The organism is Acidovorax sp. AC410 (assembly GCF_979253235.1).
In genome coordinates this window covers 4,037,652-4,055,830 of sequence record NZ_CEEDCG010000001.1, presented here as the reverse complement: position 1 = coordinate 4,055,830, position 18,179 = coordinate 4,037,652, and the positions used below count along the sequence as shown (strand labels likewise).

Annotated in this window: 18 protein-coding genes and 1 tRNA gene; 9 read left to right on the top strand and 10 right to left on the bottom strand. The window is 66.7% G+C overall.

Annotated features, from left to right (window positions below):
• The first annotated feature begins 79 nt into the window (after window positions 1-79).
• Window positions 80-424 carry a DUF4148 domain-containing protein gene (locus tag AC0IZS_RS18805; RefSeq protein ID WP_471636990.1) on the top strand — a complete coding sequence of 115 codons (345 nt, stop codon included), beginning with the start codon at window positions 80-82 and terminating at the stop codon, window positions 422-424.
• 19 nt (window positions 425-443) lie between these two features.
• On the opposite strand, the gene AC0IZS_RS18800 is transcribed toward AC0IZS_RS18805, so the two are convergent.
• The 3 genes from AC0IZS_RS18800 to AC0IZS_RS18790 all read right to left on the bottom strand — a co-directional run bounded on the left by AC0IZS_RS18800 (window position 444) and on the right by AC0IZS_RS18790 (window position 3,501).
• Window positions 444-1,097, bottom strand: coding sequence for an SGNH/GDSL hydrolase family protein (locus AC0IZS_RS18800; protein ID WP_471636989.1), 654 nt, complete (start codon window positions 1,095-1,097; stop codon window positions 444-446).
• A gap of 175 nt (window positions 1,098-1,272) precedes the next feature.
• Window positions 1,273-2,868, bottom strand: coding sequence for a methyl-accepting chemotaxis protein (locus AC0IZS_RS18795; protein ID WP_471636988.1), 1,596 nt, complete (start codon window positions 2,866-2,868; stop codon window positions 1,273-1,275).
• A 246-nt stretch (window positions 2,869-3,114) separates the two neighbouring features.
• The gene (locus AC0IZS_RS18790; protein WP_471636987.1) at window positions 3,115-3,501 is read right to left on the bottom strand and encodes a hypothetical protein; all 387 of its coding nucleotides are present in this window, start codon (window positions 3,499-3,501) and stop codon (window positions 3,115-3,117) included.
• Between the two features lie 197 nt (window positions 3,502-3,698).
• On the opposite strand from AC0IZS_RS18790, the gene AC0IZS_RS18785 reads away from it, so the two are divergent.
• A complete protein-coding gene (locus tag AC0IZS_RS18785; RefSeq protein ID WP_471636986.1) occupies window positions 3,699-3,959 on the top strand; it encodes a hypothetical protein in 261 nt (86 codons plus the stop codon).
• Window positions 3,960-4,230: 271 nt separating this feature from the next.
• A complete protein-coding gene (locus AC0IZS_RS18780; protein ID WP_471636985.1) occupies window positions 4,231-4,608 on the top strand; it encodes a hypothetical protein in 378 nt (125 codons plus the stop codon).
• 82 nt (window positions 4,609-4,690) lie between these two features.
• Here the strand turns inward: AC0IZS_RS18780 and AC0IZS_RS18775 are convergent.
• The 7 genes from AC0IZS_RS18775 to cysS form a co-directional block, all read right to left on the bottom strand.
• Window positions 4,691-4,783: transfer RNA gene (locus tag AC0IZS_RS18775), tRNA-Ser, on the bottom strand.
• Between the two features lie 61 nt (window positions 4,784-4,844).
• On the bottom strand, window positions 4,845-6,113 hold the full coding sequence (locus tag AC0IZS_RS18770) for an aspartate kinase (RefSeq protein WP_057264263.1): 1,269 nt from the start codon (window positions 6,111-6,113) through the stop codon (window positions 4,845-4,847).
• 145 nt (window positions 6,114-6,258) lie between these two features.
• The gene (gene tilS, locus AC0IZS_RS18765) at window positions 6,259-7,230 is read right to left on the bottom strand and encodes a tRNA lysidine(34) synthetase TilS (protein ID WP_471636984.1); all 972 of its coding nucleotides are present in this window, start codon (window positions 7,228-7,230) and stop codon (window positions 6,259-6,261) included.
• Window positions 7,231-7,349: 119 nt separating this feature from the next.
• Window positions 7,350-9,200 (bottom strand): methyl-accepting chemotaxis protein, encoded by a 1,851-nt coding sequence (locus tag AC0IZS_RS18760; RefSeq protein ID WP_471636983.1) that lies wholly within the window; start codon window positions 9,198-9,200, stop codon window positions 7,350-7,352.
• 164 nt (window positions 9,201-9,364) lie between these two features.
• Window positions 9,365-10,342, bottom strand: coding sequence for an acetyl-CoA carboxylase carboxyltransferase subunit alpha (locus AC0IZS_RS18755; RefSeq protein ID WP_471636982.1), 978 nt, complete (start codon window positions 10,340-10,342; stop codon window positions 9,365-9,367).
• Between the two features lie 98 nt (window positions 10,343-10,440).
• The gene (locus tag AC0IZS_RS18750) at window positions 10,441-11,169 is read right to left on the bottom strand and encodes a DNA-3-methyladenine glycosylase family protein (RefSeq protein ID WP_471636981.1); all 729 of its coding nucleotides are present in this window, start codon (window positions 11,167-11,169) and stop codon (window positions 10,441-10,443) included.
• 123 nt (window positions 11,170-11,292) lie between these two features.
• Entirely contained in the window at window positions 11,293-12,672 is a 1,380-nt protein-coding gene (gene cysS, locus AC0IZS_RS18745) for a cysteine--tRNA ligase (protein WP_471636980.1), read from the bottom strand.
• A 216-nt stretch (window positions 12,673-12,888) separates the two neighbouring features.
• Between cysS and AC0IZS_RS18740 the strand changes: the two genes are divergently transcribed.
• The 6 genes from AC0IZS_RS18740 (at window position 12,889) to AC0IZS_RS18715 (ending at window position 18,134) form a co-directional block, all read left to right on the top strand.
• Complete coding sequence (locus tag AC0IZS_RS18740; RefSeq protein WP_471636979.1) at window positions 12,889-13,974, top strand: L,D-transpeptidase Cds6 family protein; 1,086 nt, start codon at window positions 12,889-12,891, stop codon at window positions 13,972-13,974.
• Window positions 13,975-14,055: 81 nt separating this feature from the next.
• The gene (locus tag AC0IZS_RS18735) at window positions 14,056-15,336 is read left to right on the top strand and encodes a L,D-transpeptidase family protein (protein ID WP_471636978.1); all 1,281 of its coding nucleotides are present in this window, start codon (window positions 14,056-14,058) and stop codon (window positions 15,334-15,336) included.
• The gene (locus AC0IZS_RS18730; protein ID WP_471636977.1) at window positions 15,333-15,908 is read left to right on the top strand and encodes a peptidylprolyl isomerase; all 576 of its coding nucleotides are present in this window, start codon (window positions 15,333-15,335) and stop codon (window positions 15,906-15,908) included. The genes AC0IZS_RS18735 and AC0IZS_RS18730 overlap by 4 nt, the downstream gene beginning before the upstream one ends.
• Window positions 15,909-15,943: 35 nt before the next feature.
• Window positions 15,944-16,450 (top strand): peptidylprolyl isomerase, encoded by a 507-nt coding sequence (locus AC0IZS_RS18725; RefSeq protein ID WP_007854929.1) that lies wholly within the window; start codon window positions 15,944-15,946, stop codon window positions 16,448-16,450.
• A gap of 24 nt (window positions 16,451-16,474) precedes the next feature.
• Window positions 16,475-17,254, top strand: coding sequence for a UDP-2,3-diacylglucosamine diphosphatase (locus AC0IZS_RS18720; protein ID WP_471636976.1), 780 nt, complete (start codon window positions 16,475-16,477; stop codon window positions 17,252-17,254).
• Window positions 17,255-17,303: 49 nt separating this feature from the next.
• A complete protein-coding gene (locus AC0IZS_RS18715; protein ID WP_471636975.1) occupies window positions 17,304-18,134 on the top strand; it encodes a M90 family metallopeptidase in 831 nt (276 codons plus the stop codon).
• Window positions 18,135-18,179: the final 45 nt, after the last annotated feature.

The following is an 18,179-nucleotide window of genomic DNA, read 5'->3' as shown; positions in this document are numbered from 1 at the left end:
CGTGGGGGTTTGGACGGTGGCGGCTTCCTACAGTGAGGCCATCCATCCACCCAAGCAACCCACCGAAAGGACCCAACCCATGACCATGACCACCGCACGCAATGCCCTTTTCCTGTCGCTGGCCGCCCTGGCCATCGCCGCCCCCGCCCATGCCTCGGCGGTCTACCACGCTGCGGGCGGAGAGATCGGCTACACCCGGCACCCTGACCACGAGCAGGCCAGCAGCCGCCAGCGCAGCGAGGTGCTCGGCGAGATCGAGACCGCCCGCAAGGACGGCACCCTGGCCCTGCTCTCGCGCGGCATCGCACTGCCGCTCAAGGCGACCGGCCCGGCGAAGACGCGCGAGCAGGTGCAGGGCGAGTTCCTGGGCATGACCGACGCCGAGAAACGGCGCTTGCAGGAGATGCAGGGCGCGGGCGGTTGAGCTGTGTCCGCGCACCGCATCACCCCCCTGCAATGGTGCGCGCCACATAGGTGAAGATCTGGATGCTGTAGGCTTGGCTGGGGTGCGCGACGTCGCCGGTGATGCCATCCCAGCGGTCCGTGATGGGCACGCCATTGCGGATGTCCACGTAGGGGTACTTCTGGTAGGCGCAGGTCTGGCGCAGCAGCTCGGCCACGGCGGCCACTCCAGACACCCTGGCCAGGTAGCCCGAATCCCAGAAGCTGGTGCCCACGGGCTCGTAGGCGTACGAGGAGGTGGTGTTCACATCGACCACGCCCACGAAGCCGAAGGCCTTGCTGGCCAGCGTGCAGATGGATGCCACCCGCCTGACTTGGGCGGGCAGGGCGACCGGGTCTGCCGGGTCGTTGCCGCCCAGGTTGAACAGCACGGCCCCCGCATCGGTGGCCGCCAGCAGATCGGCCAGGGCGATGCCGCCGGGCAGCCCGGCCAGCATGCGCTCGGCGGGGTCGTTCGAGAGCAGCAGCGTGAAGCTGGCGCCGGGCATGGAATGGTCATAACAGAAGTCGTAGACCGCCTGCGCCGCGTTCAGCGTCTGGTAGGGAGGGATGGCCAGGCGCCCGCCCGGGCGGTTCAGGCCTTCGCCCTGCGCGCCGTAGAGGACCGAGTCGCCGATGAGCATGGCTTTGATCATGCAGGTTCCTGGGTAAATGGGGACACACCTGCGGCCCGGCGCCTGCAGGCAGGCAGGCAGGCAGGACCACGCCCCATTGAACCGCAGCCCAGGCCTGCAGCTGTTACCGCATGTGAAACGCCGAAACCGGGGCCCAGCGGCCAAACGGCCGCAGCGGCGCGCGTGCCGGGCGGCGTCAGTGCAGCAGCAAGCGCTGCTGCCCGCTGCCGTCGATCTTGAAGACCGAGACCGACTTCACCAGGTCGTCGGCCTGCGTGCGCAGGCTGGATGCGGCAGCCGCCATCTCCTCCACCAGGGCCGCATTCTGCTGCGTGGCCTGGTCCATCAGCGTGACGGCCTCACCGACCTGCGACACGCCCGAGCTCTGCTCCGAGCTCGCGGCGCTGATCTCGCCCATGAGGCGCGTCACGCTGCCGATGCTGGCCACCACCTCGCCCATGGTGGTGCCGGCCTTGTCCACCAGGGCCGTGCCATGCTCCACACGGCCCACGCTCTCGGTGATGAGCTGCTTGATCTCTTTGGCTGCCTGGGCGCTGCGCTGCGCCAGGGTGCGCACCTCGCCGGCCACCACCGCAAAGCCACGCCCCTGGTCGCCAGCGCGGGCGGCCTCCACGGCAGCGTTCAGGGCCAGGATGTTGGTCTGGAAGGCGATGCCGTCAATCACGCTGATGATGTCGTTGATCTTGCGGCTCGAATCGTTGATGCCCTTCATGGTCTCCACCACCTGCGCCACCACCTCCCCGCCCTGCTGGGCGATGGTGGAGGCCGAATGCGCCAGCTTGTTGGCGTTGACCGCGTTGTCCGCGTTCTGCTTGACGGTGGAGCCGAGCTGCTCCATCGAGGCGGCGGTCTGCTGCAGGGCGCTGGCCTGCTGCTCGGTGCGGGTGGACAGGTTCTGGTTGCCCTGGGCGATCTCCGAACTGGCGGTGGACACGCTCATGGACCCCTCACGCACGCCGGCCACCAGGCCAGACAGGCTCTGGCGCATGGCCTCCATGGCAGCAACGAGCGAGGCGATCTCGTCGTTGCCACGCGCCACCATCGGGCGTGCCAGGTTGCCCTGGGCAAACTCCTGGGTCGCAGCGCCGGCCTCACCCAGCGGCCCGATGATGGAGCGCGTGGTCAGGTAGCCGACCACCACCGCAAAGAGGACCACGGCGACGCTCAGCACGATGAGCTGCATGCGCAGGGATTCGAACTGGCGCATCGAGCGCTCGATGGCCCGCTGGCTGATCTTGTCGGTCTCCGCCAGGAAGGCGTCGAGGTTGCCCACCAGCCGGGTCAGCAGCGGCCGGCATTCGGCGTTGATTTTCTTGATCGCCGTGTCCTTCTCGCCCACACTCGCCAGGCGGGTGATCTCCAGGGCAATGGGGCCATACGCCGCCTCGGTCTCCTTGACCTGGGCCAGCAGCTTTTGCAGCGGCTCGGCGGCCTCCGGCGGCGCCGTCTTCAGCGCCTCTTCCAGGTTCTTGAGCCCCTTGCCCACGGCCTCATGGGCCGTGCCGATCAGTTTGATCTCCGCAACCTCATCGGGCTTGGAACTGGCGATCACCAGGTTGCGCGCCGACACGGCCCTGGCGTTGGCGGCATCGAGCAGGCCGTTGCCCAGGCCCTTGATCACCCCCAGGTGGTTGACCTGGACCTCCAGGTTCTGCTGGGTGAGCGACTGCCCGCGTATGCCCATGACGGCCACCAGGATGAGGGCCAATGCGAGAACGGCGTAGCCGATGGCCAGGCGCGTCTTGATGGTCAGGCTTTGCAGGAAATTCATCGCGAGGTTCTCCCTGTGTTGGGCGCGCATGCGCGCAATCCGCCGGCCAACGCCGGTCTGCAGCGTGATTTGCCCCAGACCCTTCCTTGCCAGCCAACCTTCACTGGCCGTCTGCACCAATCATTTTTTATGGATTTTTGGCCCCGCGCAGACTTGGGGGAGATCCTTCAACACCGATACCTTGCGCCTCCTGCAGCCGACTGGCAAGCATTTTCTTGCCAACCTGGCACAAAACACCCGCGTGGTTCACGCCCTGCGCGCAGCGCCCGAGGCCGAAATCCGCGGGTACGCCACCACCAACGCCCCCACGAGCATGGCCGTCCCGTTCGCATACACCCACAGCTCCCCCTCAAACAGGAGCGCGGTGAACACCGTGATCCCGAAGACGATGGCCACGATGGTGAACAGCGCCATCGCCACCTGCCGGCGGTGCGAAGGCGCCATGGCCACGCCGGTCAGCACAAACACCGCCCCCAGCATGGCGCCGGAGCCGAGTTCGATGAGCAACGTGCCGAGCACGCCATGGCCCATCTGCCAGGCGCTGATGACCTTGGTCAGGCGCTGCGCCAGGAAGGCGACCGCGAATGCGGCTGGCAGCAACAGGAGCCAGCGCATGAACTTGCTTTTCAACATTCCCTCTTTTCCCCCCTGCGTACGCCATCTGGTCGCGGCCGGCCCCATCGATGGGCTCAAGAACCGGTCCAAAGCCACGGCGAAATGTACCAACTTGACTCGGGCGTGCGGGCGCGCGGCCCTCCCTCCCCCAAATCGGTGATGGCCGAAAACCTGCCCGCACCGCACAATCAATCGCCATCCGGAAGGAGGAAACCATGCGTTGGATCGTGGTTGCCATCTGTTGTTGTCTTGTCCCGCCCATTGCCTTTGCAGCAATGGACCCACCACCGGGCACCGTGGGCCTTGCCGGCGCGCTGAACCTGGCCTATCTGCTTGCATTGAGCAGCGGTGTGGGCTGGCTGGTTCAGCAGGTCGCGCAGACATCGGGGCGCTTCACCCCCAAAACCGAAGCCGTTCTCAGCGCAGCGAGCGCCCTGATCGTGGGGCCGCTGCTCTGGTTTGCGCTGTTTCGGTAGGGCGCTCCCTTCCTTGCATCCGCGCCTGGCGGATCGGCAGCGGGGTCGATACCCATCAAATTACCTGGCCATGCCGGGCCAACCCAGGTCTGCAGAACGCCTTGCTACAGCGTGGTACAGGGCGGCTCCTAAACATTCGCTGTTGATGCCGCTCGTATCAATTTCCATGCATAGTGGACCCCACAGATGGCTAGACGCCCAGTACCGCCAATGCGACATTGAACGGCGCAAGCGCTTAGACCACAATGATGTCTTCTGTGAAGGGAATTCCATGAAGCGAGTAGCTTTCGCCGCTTGGGGACTGTTTTTTGCGTCCATCGTCCTTGCGCAGTCACCAGACGCTTTTCACGGGACCTGGAAAGTCACCTGGCAGGGCACCCGAAAAGTCAACGAGGCCAAGCTGCACTTGGCCACGGAGGACAGCTCCTGGCAGATCATCGGCTCAGGCAGTTCCAAAGATGATCCCTGTGCCAGTCGCAAAGCTCCCGTAACGCTGGAACCCAGAGGTCAGACGCAGGCCGTTATCAGAATCAGGTACTCCGAAGTGCTCGCGGGCTGCACCGACCGTACGGCGCGCATGACACTGACTACCCCGGGCACAGCAAAGGGTCAACGCGGCTCGACCGAGCTAGAGATGGTTAAGGAGTAGTACCTCTTGGCACTAGCGCGGCGAGCGACCAAGCCCCAAAACAAAAAACCCCTAAGCAATAAATCACTTAGGGGTTCATGTTTGGCGGAAACGGAGGGATTCGAACCCTCGATGAGGCTCTACACCCCATACTCCCTTAGCAGGGGAGCACCTTCGGCCACTCGGTCACGTTTCCAATCCAGCTATTATGCCCCATTTTTGGGGAACATCAGCCGAGTTGGGGGCTGATGGGTCGATCAGGCGACGGGCTGGTCCAGCTCGAAGGCCTTGTGCAGCGCGCGCACGGCCAGCTCGACGTACTTTTCGTCGATCACGACCGAGGTCTTGATTTCCGAGGTGGAGATCATCTGGATGTTGATGCCCTCTTCGCTCAGCACGCGGAACATCTTGCTGGCCACGCCGACGTGGCTGCGCATGCCGATGCCGACGATGGAGACCTTGCAGATCTTGGCGTCGCCCACGACTTCCTGCGCGCCCAGCTCGGGCACGACCTTTTCCTTGAGCAGCTCGACGGTGCGGGCGTAGTCGCCGCGGTTCACGGTGAAGCTGAAGTCGGTCTTGCCGTCCTTGCTCAGGTTCTGGATGATCACGTCGACTTCGATGTTGGCATCGGCCACGGCGCCCAGGATCTGGTAGGCGATGCCTGGCTTGTCGGGCACGCCCAGCACGGAGATCTTGGCCTCGTCGCGGTTGAATGCGATGCCGGATACAACGGCTTGTTCCATTTTTTCGTCTTCCTCAAAAGTGATCAGCGTGCCGGACTTGGCTTCTTCGTTGATGTCGATGTCCCAGGGCGTGAAGCTCGACAGCACGCGCATGGGCACCTTGTACTTGCCTGCAAACTCCACCGAGCGGATCTGCAGGACCTTGCTGCCCAGGCTGGCCATCTCCAGCATTTCCTCGAAGCTGACGGTGTGCAGGCGGCGCGCTTCGGGCACCACGCGGGGGTCGGTGGTGTACACGCCGTCCACATCGGTGTAGATCAGGCACTCGGCCGCCTTCATCGCGGCGGCCACAGCCACGGCGGAAGTGTCCGAGCCCCCACGGCCGAGCGTGGTGATGTTGCCGTCGTCGTCGATGCCCTGGAAGCCCGTGACGATGACCACCTTGCCATTGGCCAGGTCAGCGCGCACGCGCTGGTCATCGATGGACTCGATGCGCGCCTTGGTGTAGCTGCTGTCGGTGCGGATGGGCACCTGCCAGCCGGCATAGCTCACCGAGCCCATGCCTTCGGCCTGCAGCGCAATCGCCAGCAGCGCGGAGGAGGCCTGCTCACCGGTGGAGGCCAGCATGTCCAGCTCGCGGTTGTACGCCTCGGTGGCGCGTGCGGGCGCCAGCTCCTTGGCCAGGGCCAGCAAGCGATTGGTTTCGCCACTCATGGCGCTGGGCACGACCACCAGTTGGTGGCCTGCGCGGGCCCACTTGGCCACGCGCTTGGCGACGTTGCGGATGCGCTCGGGGGAGCCCATCGACGTGCCGCCGTATTTGTGAACGATCAATGCCATTGGATTTCTGGGGTGACGAAACACTTGCCACGGCGCCGGTTGGACACTGTTTTGGCGCGCCGCTGTTTTTCGTGCAGATGGGAAAGCAGGGACCGGCCCGTGGTTTCCTGCCGAAACCACGCTGGTTTCATCAGGACGACACGGATCAGCCCCCAGGGACCAAAACCTGGGGATTGTACCAATCGAGCCCGGTGCCCGAGCGCACCACGAAGCCCGCCCCTGCCTTGATGTGGATGCGGTGGCCCCGCGTGGTGCAGGCCAGCACCTGGTCGAGCAGCTCTGCCAGCTGCGCGGCGCTGGGCGTGGTGCGGTGCATGCTGCGCAGCCAGTGGCGCAGCACATTGGCCTGGCGGGCACGGCCCAGGGCCTGCAGCGCGGCCAGTTGCGGCGGCACACCCACCAGGGCCAGGTCGGCCTGGGCGACCTCGTCCAGCAGCGCACTGGCCTGCGCGGCATTGTCGGCGGACCGTGCAAACGTGTCGCGGAAAGCAGGGAATGCGGCTTCGAGCACCGGCAGGATCTGCGCGCGAATGCGGTTGCGCGTGTAGTGCAGGTCGGCGTTGGTGGGGTCTTGCACCCACGCCTGCCCCTGTGCCTGCAGCCAGTCGCGCACGGCCTGCCCTGGCACGCGCAGCAGTGGGCGGTGCCAGGGCAGGCCCGCGCGCTCCCACCGGCCGGGCATGGACGCCAGGCCCGCCACGCCGGCCCCGCGCGAGAGGGCCAGCAGCAGCGTCTCCACCTGGTCGTCGGCATGCTGGGCCAGGGCGACCGCAGCGGTGCCGGCCATCGTGGGGGCGGTCTGCAGCGCAGCTTCCAGCGCCGCATAGCGGCCCAGGCGCGCGGCATCCTCGGGGCTCTGGCCCGGCGCTGGTCGGGCATCGATGCGCTGCACCGCCAGGGGCACCTGCAGGCCGGAGCACAGCGCCGCGCAATGCTGCTCAAAACCATCGGCCGCCGCCTGTAGCCCGTGGTGTACGTGGATGGCACGCACCTGACCCGGCCAGCGCCGCGCGCAGGCCAGCAGCAGGGCCGTCGAATCGGCCCCGCCGCTCAGCCCCACGGCCAGCGGCAGCGCAGGTGCAAAGGCCGCCATGGCGGCATCGAAGGATTGGGTCACGCCCAGCCCCCGCACGCCGGGCCGGCAATCTGCAAGAAGCGAGGAAGCTGACAGGAGGGGCTACAACAGCACATGGGTGCCGATTATCGCGGCCACCCACACAGCGCGGCTGGCGCGCTTCAGTCGTGCGGCCCCGCCAGCCGCGGCGCCGCGTGGCCGCCGTCGTTGGACAGCCGGAAGGTGCCCACCACTTCCGACAGGCGCACCGACTGGTCCTTGAGGCTTTGCGCCGCCGCCGCGCTCTCCTCCACCAGGGCGGCGTTCTGCTGCGTCATCTGGTCCAGGTGCGAGACGGCCTGGCCCACCTCGTTGATGCTGGTGCTCTGCTCGTTGGTGGAGGCGGTGATCTCGGCCATGATGTCGGTCACGCGCTGCACCGAGTTGACGATGTCGGTCATGGTGGCGCCGGCATCGTGTACCAGCCGCGAGCCGTTCTCCACCTGCGCCACCGAGGCGCTGATGAGCTGCTTGATCTCCTTGGCCGCCTCGGCGCTGCGCTGCGCCAGGCTGCGCACCTCGCTGGCCACCACGGCAAAGCCCCGGCCCTGCTCGCCCGCGCGGGCGGCCTCCACCGCAGCATTCAGGGCCAGGATATTGGTCTGAAAGGCAATGCCGTCGATGGTGCCGATGATGTCGCTGATCTTGCGCGATGCGGCATTGATCTCGTCCATGGTGCTCACCACATTGCCCACCACCGAACCGCCATGCCGGGCCACGCTGGAGGCCTGGGCCACGAGCTGATTGGCCTGGCGCGCGGCGTCGGCATTGTGGCGCACGGTTTCGGTCAGCTGCTGCATCGATGCAGAGGTTTCTTCCAGGCTCGACGCGGTGAGCTCGGTGCGCCCGCTCAGGTCGTGGTTGCCGGTGGCGATCTCTTCGGCCGCCACGCGCACCGAGTTGCTGGCATCGCGGATCTGCGCCAGCACGCCTGCGAGCTTGCCCGCAAAGCTGTTGAAGCTGGCAGCGATCTGCGCCAGCTCGTCCTCGCCCTGCGCGTCGATGCGGCGCGACAGGTCGCCATCGCCCGCGCCGATCTCGTGCATGGCATCGCGCACCAGGGTCAGCTGGCGCAGCCGCCGCGAGAGAATGCCCGCCAGCAGCACCAGGGCCACCAGCAGCACCACGATGCCCGCACCCAGCGACACCTGCAGCATGGTGCGGATGGCGGCCAGCCCCTCGCCACGGTCCAGCGCAATCGCCAGCAGCCAGGGGGTGCCGGTCACGGGCGCCACGGTGAGCAGCATGGCCCGGCCCTGCAGGTCCACGGCGTTGAGGTCGGCGCGCTTGGCCATGTCGGCCAGCGCCGCCGCCGTGAGCGAGGGGGCCATGTCGGTCGCGGGCTTCAAGGCCAGCTTCACGTCGGGGTGGGCAATGATGTTGCCATCACCCCCCACCAAAAAGGCGTAGCTGGCCGGCGTGGGCTTGATCGACGCCACATTCGCCACCACCGCCGACAGGGACACGTCGCCCGCCATCACGGCCTTCACGCCCGCGCCCTCGCGCACGGCCTTGGCAAAGGTGACCACCAGGCCGGCGCCACCGGCATCGGCATACGGCGCCGTCAGGATGGCGGCCTGCGAATCCGCCGCCTGCTTGTACCAGGGGCGCGAGGTGGGGTCGTAGTCGGGCGGCAGGTTCTGCTTTTCCGAGAACACCGTGCGCTTGTCGGCGTAGCCGAAGTAGGTGGTCAGGAAGTTGCCGGCCTTGGCCAGCATGAGCAGCGGCTTGGCGGCGTCGGCATCGTCGAGCGCGGCGGCGGCCGACTCGACCACCGTGGCCTTGCTGCGGGCCCAGTCGCGCAGGGTTTCGATGTGGCTGTGGGCCAGGGCCTGCGACTGCGCCGTGAGCGAGGCATAGGCCTGGGATCGGGCCGTGAGGTAGTTGGCCACCGTCAGGGCCAGCAAACCCGCCACCAGGCAGGCGACGGAGACCAGAAGGATCTGGCCCTTGAGAGTCTTCAGGAACGACATGCTGCCCCCTTCGAATCACCCGCCCCCGAGCGGACGGCGACCAACCATGCTACATCCGGTTACGGTTGCGGCGCCAGAGGGTTGGCACGCCCAGGCTGCACCGGGCGCAAAAAACAACAACGGCCCGCGAGGGGCCGTTGGGGGAGGCGTTGGCAGCCGGGTGCTCAGCGCGCGTCCGCCTTGGTATCGCTGAAGCGGCCATAGCCCTGCAGGCGCTCGTAGCGGCGCTCCAGCAGGTCCTTGGTCTTGAGGTCTGCCACCTGGCGGAAGGCATCGCCCAGGGCGCGCTTCAAGAACGCGGCCATCTGCTTGTGGTCGCGGTGGCCACCGCCCACGGGTTCGTTGACGATCTTGTCCACCAGGCCCAGGGCCTTGAGGCGGTGGGCGGTGATGCCCAGGGCGTCGGCCGCTTCCTGGGCCTTTTCGCTGGTCTTCCAGAGGATGGAGGCGCAGCCCTCGGGGCTGATCACGGAGTAGATGGCGTACTGCAGCATCACCACCTGGTCGGCCACGCTGATGGCCAGCGCGCCGCCGGAGCCGCCTTCGCCGATGATGGTGGTGATGATGGGCACTTCGAGCTGCGCCATCTCGAAGATGTTGCGGCCGATGGCCTCGGACTGGCCGCGCTCCTCGGCGTCGATGCCGGGGTAGGCACCGGGCGTATCGACGAAGGTGAAGACGGGCAGCTTGAACTTCTCGGCCGTCTTCATCAGGCGCAGGGCCTTGCGGTAGCCCTCGGGCTTGCTCATGCCGAAGTTGCGCATCGCGCGCTCCTTGGTGTCGCGCCCCTTCTGGTGGCCCAGCACCATGCAGGCGTGGCCGTTGAAGCGCGCCAGCCCGCCCACGATGGACAGGTCGTCCGCATAGTGGCGGTCACCGTGCAGCTCCACAAAGTCGGTGAAGATGTCGCGCACGTAATCGAGCGTGTAGGGGCGCTCGGGGTGGCGGGCGATCTTGGTGATCTGCCAGGGCGACAGTTCGGCGTAGATGTCCTTGGTGAGCTGCTGGCTCTTCTTGCTCAGCTGGTCGATCTCTTCCGAGATATCGACGGCGCTCTCGGTCTGCACGTAGCGCAGTTCTTCGATTTTGCTTTCGAGTTCCGCAATCGGCTGCTCGAAATCCAGAAAGGTCTTTTTCGCCAACGTTGTTCTCCTTGGGTCGCGCCAGGGGCGCGTGCCATGAATGAGGCACGCACTGTAACCGACGCGTTACGAGTTTGGTTTGACGCCTGTCTAAAAGCTCAGAACGCGACGACAGGTTGCGGGTCCATGGACCGCCAAATATACCAAGTCGCCACGCTGGCCCATGGCTTCCAGGCCTCGGCGACTTCGCGGGCTTCGCTGCGGCTGACCGTTTCGCCCGAGAAGTAGTTGTGGCTGATGCCGCCGATCAGCCCCACGTCGTCCAGGGGCAAGACATTGGGCCGCATCAGGTAGAAGATGAGGAACATCTCGGCCGTCCAGCGGCCGATGCCGCGGATGGCCACCAGCTCGGCGATGATGGCCTCGTCGTCCATCGAGGCCCAGTCCTTCACGTGCAGCTTGCCGCCATCGAAGTGCAGGGCCAGGTCCACCAGGTAGTCGACCTTGCGGGCCGAGAGACCGGCCGCGCGCATGTCGTCCACCTTGAGCTTGAGCACGCTGGCCGGCTTCATGCTGCGCGGCAACTGGGCAAAGCGCTCCCACACGGTCTGCGCGGCCTTCACCGAGATCTGCTGGCCCACGATGGAGCGCGCCAGGGTGGTGAAAGCATCGCCCTGGGTCTGCAGCGCGGCATCACCGAACTGCGGGATCAGGCGCTTCATCACCCGGTCCTTCTTCATCAGGTGCTTGCAGGCCTCGGCCCAGTAGGCGGGCGTGGAGACCACCACGGACCTGGCGGGTGCCGCGGCAGACGACGATGCAGCGGCAGATACGGCGGCCTCAGCGGCAGCGGCGACTTCGGGGGCCAACAGTTCTTCTTTAGCCATTTTTTTGCGTACCGCAGCCATGGTGGTTGTTCTTCTTGTCGTGTTCGTTCATTCGTTCTTCGTTCGGGGGCATGCGGTTCTTGATTTTCTGTCTATCTAACTGTCTATCTGTCTTTCAGTCGCTCACTGGGCGGCTTCCCAGGTGGTGCCGGAGGCCGAATCCTTGAGCACGATGCCCTGGGCCAGCAGCGCCTGGCGGATGCGGTCCGCCTCGGGGAAATTCTTGGCGGCCTTGGCGGCGGCGCGGGCGGCGATCTGCTCGCCGATGGCGGCCTCATCCAGCCCGGCACCGGCCTGCAGGAAGGCCTGTGGGTCACCCTGCAGCACGCCCAGGCAAGCAGCCAGGGCCTTGAGCAGACCGGCCAGCTCGGCCGAGCGGGTCTTGTTCACCTCGCCCGCCAGCTCGAACAGCACGGCCATGGCCTCGGGCGTGCCGAAGTCCTCGTCCATCGCGGCCTTGAAGCGCGCGGCATAGGGGTCGGCCCAGTCGATGGCGGCCACAGGGGCCGGCGCCACCAGGCTCAGCGCGGTGTACAGGCGCTTCAAGGCATTGCGCGCGTCGTCCAGGTGGGCGTCGCTGTAGTTCAGGGCACTGCGGTAGTGGGCGCGCACGATGAAGAAGCGCACCGTCTCGGCATCGTACTTGGCCAGCACTTCGCGGATGGTGAAGAAGTTGCCGAGCGACTTGCTCATCTTCTCGTTGTCCACGCGCACAAAACCGTTGTGTACCCAGAACTTCGCCAGGGGCTTGCCGTTGGCGCCTTCGCTCTGGGCGATCTCGTTCTCGTGGTGCGGGAACTGCAGGTCCATGCCGCCGCCATGGATGTCGAAGGTCTCGCCCAGCGTGGCGCCGCACATGGCCGAGCACTCGATGTGCCAGCCGGGGCGGCCCGAGCCGAATTCGCTGTCCCATTTCGCCTCTGGTGGCTCCTCGGGCTTGGAAGATTTCCACAATACGAAATCAAGCGGGTCTTCCTTGCCATCGAGCACGGCCACGCGCTCGCCGGCGCGCAGCTCGTCGATGGACTTGCCCGAGAGCTTGCCGTAGCCGTCGAACTTGCGCACCGCGTAGTTCACGTCGCCATTGCTGGCGCGGTAGGCCAGGCCCTTGCCTTCCAGGGCGCCGATCAGCGCGAGCATCTGCGGCACGTATTCGGTGGCGCGCGGCTCGATGGACGGTGGCTCGATGCCCAGGGCCGCGATGTCGGTGTGCATGGCGGCGATCATCTCGTCCGTGAGGGCACGGATGGTGATGCCACGCTCAAGCGCCCGCTTGATGATCTTGTCATCGATGTCGGTGATGTTGCGCACGTAGGTCACGCGCAGGCCGCTGGCCTTGAGCCAGCGCTGCACCACGTCGAACGCCATCATCATGCGGGCGTGACCGATATGGCACAGGTCATAAATGGTCATGCCGCACACGTACATGCGCACATGGCCAGGTTCGAGCGGGGAAAAGTTCTCCAACTCACGCGAAAGCGTGTTGTAGATGCGCAAACTCATGGGATGTCAGTCAGGGGAAATCGGCAGGGGGTGTGGATGAAGCCCGTTCACCCGGCAGCAGCGGGAACAGGCCCCTCGGGGGGCGCGTTCGCCAGCGAACGCCCATCGAAATCACCAGCGGCAACAGCGCACCGTCATGACCACCCCCTCAGCTACAATCCGCCGCAGTATAAGCCCCGCCAGGGTCCGACGCTGCCCATCACCTTCCATACCCTCATGAAGCAACCCGTCCGCCGCACCCTCCCCCGACTCCTGCGCCTGCTGGCCCTGACGGCATTGGTAGGCACCACCCTGGCGCACGCGGCCGACGACTATGCCGACATCACGCAGTTGCTCAAGGCCGGCAAGGCGGGCGAAGCCCTGGCCAAGGCCGACCAGCGCCTGGCCACCAGCCCGCGCGACCCGCAGCTGCGCTTTCTGCGCGGCGTGGCCCAGTCGGACTCGGGCAAGCCCACCGAGGCCATCGCCACCTTCACCAAGCTGACCGAAGAGTACCCCGAGCTGCCCGAGCCGTACAACAACCTGGCCGTGCTCTATGCCAACCAGAACCAGTTGGACAAGGCCCGCACCGCGCTGGAAATGGCCATTCGCACCAACCCCAGCTACGCCACTGCGCACGAGAACCTGGGCGACATCTACGCCAAGCTGGCCAGCCAGGCCTACAACAAGGCACTGCAGCTCGACGCAACCAACGCCAACTCCGTCAAGCCCAAGCTGGCGCTGATCCGCGAGCTGTTCTCGGCCGACCCCACGGGCAAGGCCCGCCCTGCCGCGGCAGCGCCTGCGCCCGCACCCGCCGTGGTGGCCACGCAGCGCCCTGCGCCTGCACCCGCCGCACCGGCGCCTGCGCCAGCAGCAGCCCCCGCACCGGCACCGACACCGGCGCCCGCCCCGGCAGCCGCGGCGCCTGCTCCGGCGGCAGCCGCTGCACCAGCCCCAGCCGCCGCAGCGGCACCGGCTGCCTCCACCCAGGAAGTCACTGCGGCGGTGCAGGCCTGGGCTGCCGCCTGGGCCGCCAAGGACATGAAGGCCTACCTGGGCGCCTACGACAAGGATTTCGACCCGCCAGGCCGCCAGACCCGTGCCACGTGGGAGAAAGAGCGCGAATCGCGCATCGTGGGCAAGTCCAAGATTGCCGTGCAGGTCTCCGACATCACCGTGAGCGTGAGCGGCAACAAGGCCACGGCACGCTTTCGCCAGGCCTACAGCGCCGACGCGCTCAACGTGACCAGCCGCAAGACGCTGGACCTGGTGCAAAACGGCGGCCGCTGGGCCATCGTGCGGGAATCCACCGGCGGCTGATGGTGGTGTACGACATGGCGACGGCGCCCACCCTGTGGGCTGGCGAATATTTTCGAACCAGCCGCTGACCGACCTACGGAGATGATGGTGGATTCGTCCCGCTGGGGCCGCCGTACGGCGGCCGTTGTGCTGTTGCTGGCTGCCGCTGCGCAGGCAGTGCCCGCCGTCGCCCAGAATCCGCAAAGCCGCATGCGCGGTTCCGGCGCCGCCAAGCCGGCCAAGGCCCCCGAGAACCTGCGCGACGGCCAGGCCGAAACCCGCCTGCTCGAGGTCTACAGGCTCACCGGCGAAGGCCGTGGCCGTGAGGCCCTGGCCCATGCCGAGAGCCTGGCACGCGACTACCCCAACTTCCAGCTGGCACAACTGGCGCTGGGCGATCTGCTCAACGCCCGCGTGCGCCCCGTGCGCAAGCTCGGCGACGTGCCCGAGGCCGACGCCGCGCGTGCGCCCGAGGCCGGCGGCATGCTCGACGAACTGCGCACCGAATCGCTGCAGCGCGTGCAGGCGCACAAGAACCGCCCGGGTGCCGACCGCATTCCGGCCCAGTTCCTGGAGCTGTCCTCGCGCTCGCGCCATGCCATTGCCATCGACGCTTCGCGCTCGCGCCTGTACCTGTTCGAGAACACGCCCAAGGGCCTCACGCTGGTGGCCGACTACTACGCTTCGGTCGGCAAACTCGGCATCGAAAAGCTCGTCGAGGGCGACCAGCGCACGCCGCTCGGGGTGTACTTCATCACCAGCCGGCTCGACCCTGCCACGCTCAAGGACTTCTACGGCGCCGGGGCCCTGCCCATCAACTACCCCAACCCGCTGGACCAGAGCCGCGGCAAGACCGGCAGCGGCATCTGGCTGCACGGCACACCGCCCGAGCAGTTTGCGCGCGCGCCCCTGGCCACCGATGGCTGCGTGGTGCTGGCCAACCCCGACCTGGAGCGCATTCTGCGCCAGGTGGAGCCCCGCTCCACCCCCGTGGTGATTGCCCGCCAGCTGCAGTGGGTGGCCGCGCACAGCGTGCAGGCCGAGCGCAATGCCTTCGAGGCCGTGCTTAACGCCTGGCGCACCGCCAAGTCGCAGGGCGACATGGCGCGGCTGACCAGCTTTTACGCCAGCGACTTCCAGAGCCACCGCCAGAAGCCGCTGGCCGAGTGGACCAGCGTGCTTCAGGCCGAAACGCGCGCCCTCAAGGGCCGCGAAATACAGCTGAAAGACAAGTCTTACCTGCGCTGGACAGACGCTGCCGACACCATGGTGGTAACGTTCGGCGAAGTCGCCGAAGGCGCACGCACCGGCCCCGTCAAGCGCCAGTACTGGAAGCGCAAAGGCCAGCAATGGCAAATATTCTTTGAAGGAGTGATTGGATGATTTCCAAGAGAAACGCGGCCCTGTCGCTGGCCAGCATCGCACTGTCGGCCCTGGTCGGCCTGTCGGCCCCCGCCCACGCGCAGGACGCCCCCAAGGTCAAGCTCACCACGTCCATGGGCGACATCGTGCTGCAGCTCGACCCTGCCAAGGCGCCCAAGTCGGTGGAGAACTTCCTGGCCTACGTCAACGCCAAGCACTACGACGGCACCATCTTCCACCGCGTGATCGGCACCTTCATGATCCAGGGCGGCGGCTTCACGACCGACATGAAGCAAAAGCCCACGAACCCGCCGATCCCGCTGGAGGCCCGGAACGGCCTCAAGAACGACACCTATACGGTGGCCATGGCGCGCACGGGCAACCCCAATTCGGCCACCGCGCAGTTCTTCATCAATGTGAAGAACAATGACTTCCTCAACGCCGCCAACAGCCCGGACGGCAACGGCTACGCCGTGTTCGGCAAGGTCATCAGCGGCACCGAAGTGGTCGACAAGATCAAGGCCGTGCCTACCGCCGCTGCGGACGTGCCCACCACCCCCGTCATCATCACCTCCGCCACGGTCGTGAAGTAACCCCCTCCCTGCCCCTTTCAGAAAGAAGCATTGCCATGAGCAACCCCCAAGTCGAACTGCACATCGCCGGCTACGGCGTCATCACCCTCGAACTCGACGCCGAGAAGGCGCCCAAGTCGGCCGAGAACTTCCTGGCCTACGTGAACAAGGGCCACTACAACAACACCATCTTCCACCGCGTGATCCCCGGCTTCATGGTGCAAGGCGGCGGCTTCGAACCCGGCATGGCGCAAAAGCCCAGCGACGCCCCGATCCAGAACGAAGCCAACAACGGCCTGAAGAACGCCAACTACACCGTGGCCATGGCCCGCACGAGCGACCCGCACTCGGCCACCGCCCAGTTCTTCATCAACGTGGCCGACAACGGCTTCCTGAACCACACCGCCCCCTCGGCCCAGGGCTGGGGCTACGCCGTGTTCGGCAAGGTGGTCGGCGGTGCCGACGTGGTGGACAAGATCAAGGCCGTGAAGACGGGCCGCAAGGGCTTCCATGATGACGTGCCGAAGGAAGACGTGATCATCGAAAAAGCTGTAGCCCTGTAAGCCAGCGCTCTAGCCGTCACCCCCGTGACCACGACCGTGCCCCGGTTCGAGGAGCTCATCGCTCCCTCGCACTGGCGCACGGTCGATTTCATTTCGGACCTGCACCTGCAGGCCAGCGAGCCCGCCACCGTGGCCGCGTTCCGGCACTACCTGCAGACCACCCCGGTCGATGCCCTGTTCATCCTGGGCGACCTGTTCGAGGTCTGGGTGGGCGACGATGCCATCGACGAGCCCGGCAGCTTCGAGGCCGAGGGCTGCGCCGCGCTGCTCGCTGCATCCCGGCGCCTGCCGCTGTTCTTCATGCACGGCAACCGCGACTTCCTGGCCGGTCCGTCCTTTCTGCAGCGCACAGGCATGGTCGGCCTGGCGGAGCCCACCGTGCTCGTCTTCGACGGCCAGCGCATCGTGCTGAGCCACGGCGACCTGCTGTGCCTCGCCGATGTCGACTACCAGCGCTTTCGCGTACAGGCGCGCAGCAGCGCCTGGCAGCAGGCCTTTCTGGCCCAGCCCCTGGCCACGCGCCGCGCCCAGGCGCGCGGCATCCGCCAGGAGAGCGAGAACAAGAAGCAATCGGGTGCCACCTACGCCGACGTGGACAGCCCCGCCGCCATCGCCTGGCTGCAGGCCGCCGGGGCCAGCACCCTGGTCCACGGCCACACCCACCGCCCGGCCCTGCACGCCCTCGCGCCCGGGCTCACGCGGGTGGTTCTGAGCGACTGGGACGCTGCCGCATTGCCCCCACGCCTGGAAACACTGCGTTTGTCGAAAGCGGGCTTGGAACGCCTCACCCTCGGCCCCAGGTAAGAGGGGTCTTGATTCCAAGTGCATGCTTTTGTTGGCATGCTCTGACACCATGCCCCCCATCCTGAACCGGCTCTGGCGCCGCGTGCGCACCACCGTGGCCCCCGTGCCCGACATCTCGGCCACGCTGTGGCTGCAGACACTGCAGCGCTACCCCTTCCTGGCCGCGCTGTCGCTGCACGACCAGTCCAAGCTGCGCGCACTGAGCGCCCTCTTCCTGCACCACAAGCGCTTTCACGGCGCGCATGGCATGGAGGTGACCGACGCCATGGCCATCGACATCGCCGCCCAGGCCTGCCTGCCCCTGCTGCACTGGGGCGACCCGGCCAAGGCCCTCGCGTGGTACGACGATTTCGTCGGCATCGTGCTGCACCCCGGCGAGGCCGTGGCCAAACGGCAAACCGTGGACGAAGCCGGCGTGGTACACGAACACGAGCAGGTGCTGCTGGGCGAGGCCATGGACCGCGGCCCCATCATGCTCAGCTGGGAGCACGCCTCTAACGGCCGTGAAAACACCGAGCGCGGCACCAACGTGGTGGTGCATGAGTTCGTACACAAGCTCGACATGCGCGGCAGCGGCGAGCCCAACGGCTGTCCGCCCCTGCCCGCAGGCTTCATGGGCGCCCGCACCGGCCGCGGCGCGTACGAGGCCTGGTGGAACGCCTGGGAGCCCGCGTACGCGGACTTTCGCGAGGCGGTGATCAAGGCCGAACGCTTCGGCGCCGAGATGCCCTGGCTCGATGCCTACGGCGCCACCTCGCCCTCGGAATTCTTTGCTGTGGCCTGCGAGGCGTACTTCGTCAACCGCGCGCGCTTCACGCAGGAGTTCCCGGGCCTGGTGCCGGTGCTGGATGCACTTTTCCGCCCCAAAGAGGTGCGCTGAATCACAGACTCCTGAAGCACTCCCTGTTGGAATAGCCCTTGTCTC

What these genes read in the sequence shown, in the direction of transcription:
- AC0IZS_RS18805 (WP_471636990.1), top strand. Translation starts at nt 80, where the DNA reads ATGACCATGACCACCGCACGCAATGCCCTTTTCCTGTCGCTGGCCGCC.
- AC0IZS_RS18800 (WP_471636989.1), bottom strand. Translation starts at nt 1,097, where the DNA reads ATGATCAAAGCCATGCTCATCGGCGACTCGGTCCTCTACGGCGCGCAG.
- AC0IZS_RS18795 (WP_471636988.1), bottom strand. Translation starts at nt 2,868, where the DNA reads ATGAATTTCCTGCAAAGCCTGACCATCAAGACGCGCCTGGCCATCGGC.
- AC0IZS_RS18790 (WP_471636987.1), bottom strand. Translation starts at nt 3,501, where the DNA reads ATGTTGAAAAGCAAGTTCATGCGCTGGCTCCTGTTGCTGCCAGCCGCA.
- AC0IZS_RS18785 (WP_471636986.1), top strand. Translation starts at nt 3,699, where the DNA reads ATGCGTTGGATCGTGGTTGCCATCTGTTGTTGTCTTGTCCCGCCCATT.
- AC0IZS_RS18780 (WP_471636985.1), top strand. Translation starts at nt 4,231, where the DNA reads ATGAAGCGAGTAGCTTTCGCCGCTTGGGGACTGTTTTTTGCGTCCATC.
- AC0IZS_RS18770 (WP_057264263.1), bottom strand. Translation starts at nt 6,113, where the DNA reads ATGGCATTGATCGTTCACAAATACGGCGGCACGTCGATGGGCTCCCCC.
- AC0IZS_RS18760 (WP_471636983.1), bottom strand. Translation starts at nt 9,200, where the DNA reads ATGTCGTTCCTGAAGACTCTCAAGGGCCAGATCCTTCTGGTCTCCGTC.
- AC0IZS_RS18750 (WP_471636981.1), bottom strand. Translation starts at nt 11,169, where the DNA reads ATGGCTAAAGAAGAACTGTTGGCCCCCGAAGTCGCCGCTGCCGCTGAG.
- cysS (WP_471636980.1), bottom strand. Translation starts at nt 12,672, where the DNA reads ATGAGTTTGCGCATCTACAACACGCTTTCGCGTGAGTTGGAGAACTTT.
- AC0IZS_RS18740 (WP_471636979.1), top strand. Translation starts at nt 12,889, where the DNA reads ATGAAGCAACCCGTCCGCCGCACCCTCCCCCGACTCCTGCGCCTGCTG.
- AC0IZS_RS18735 (WP_471636978.1), top strand. Translation starts at nt 14,056, where the DNA reads ATGATGGTGGATTCGTCCCGCTGGGGCCGCCGTACGGCGGCCGTTGTG.
- AC0IZS_RS18730 (WP_471636977.1), top strand. Translation starts at nt 15,333, where the DNA reads ATGATTTCCAAGAGAAACGCGGCCCTGTCGCTGGCCAGCATCGCACTG.
- AC0IZS_RS18725 (WP_007854929.1), top strand. Translation starts at nt 15,944, where the DNA reads ATGAGCAACCCCCAAGTCGAACTGCACATCGCCGGCTACGGCGTCATC.
- AC0IZS_RS18715 (WP_471636975.1), top strand. Translation starts at nt 17,304, where the DNA reads ATGCCCCCCATCCTGAACCGGCTCTGGCGCCGCGTGCGCACCACCGTG.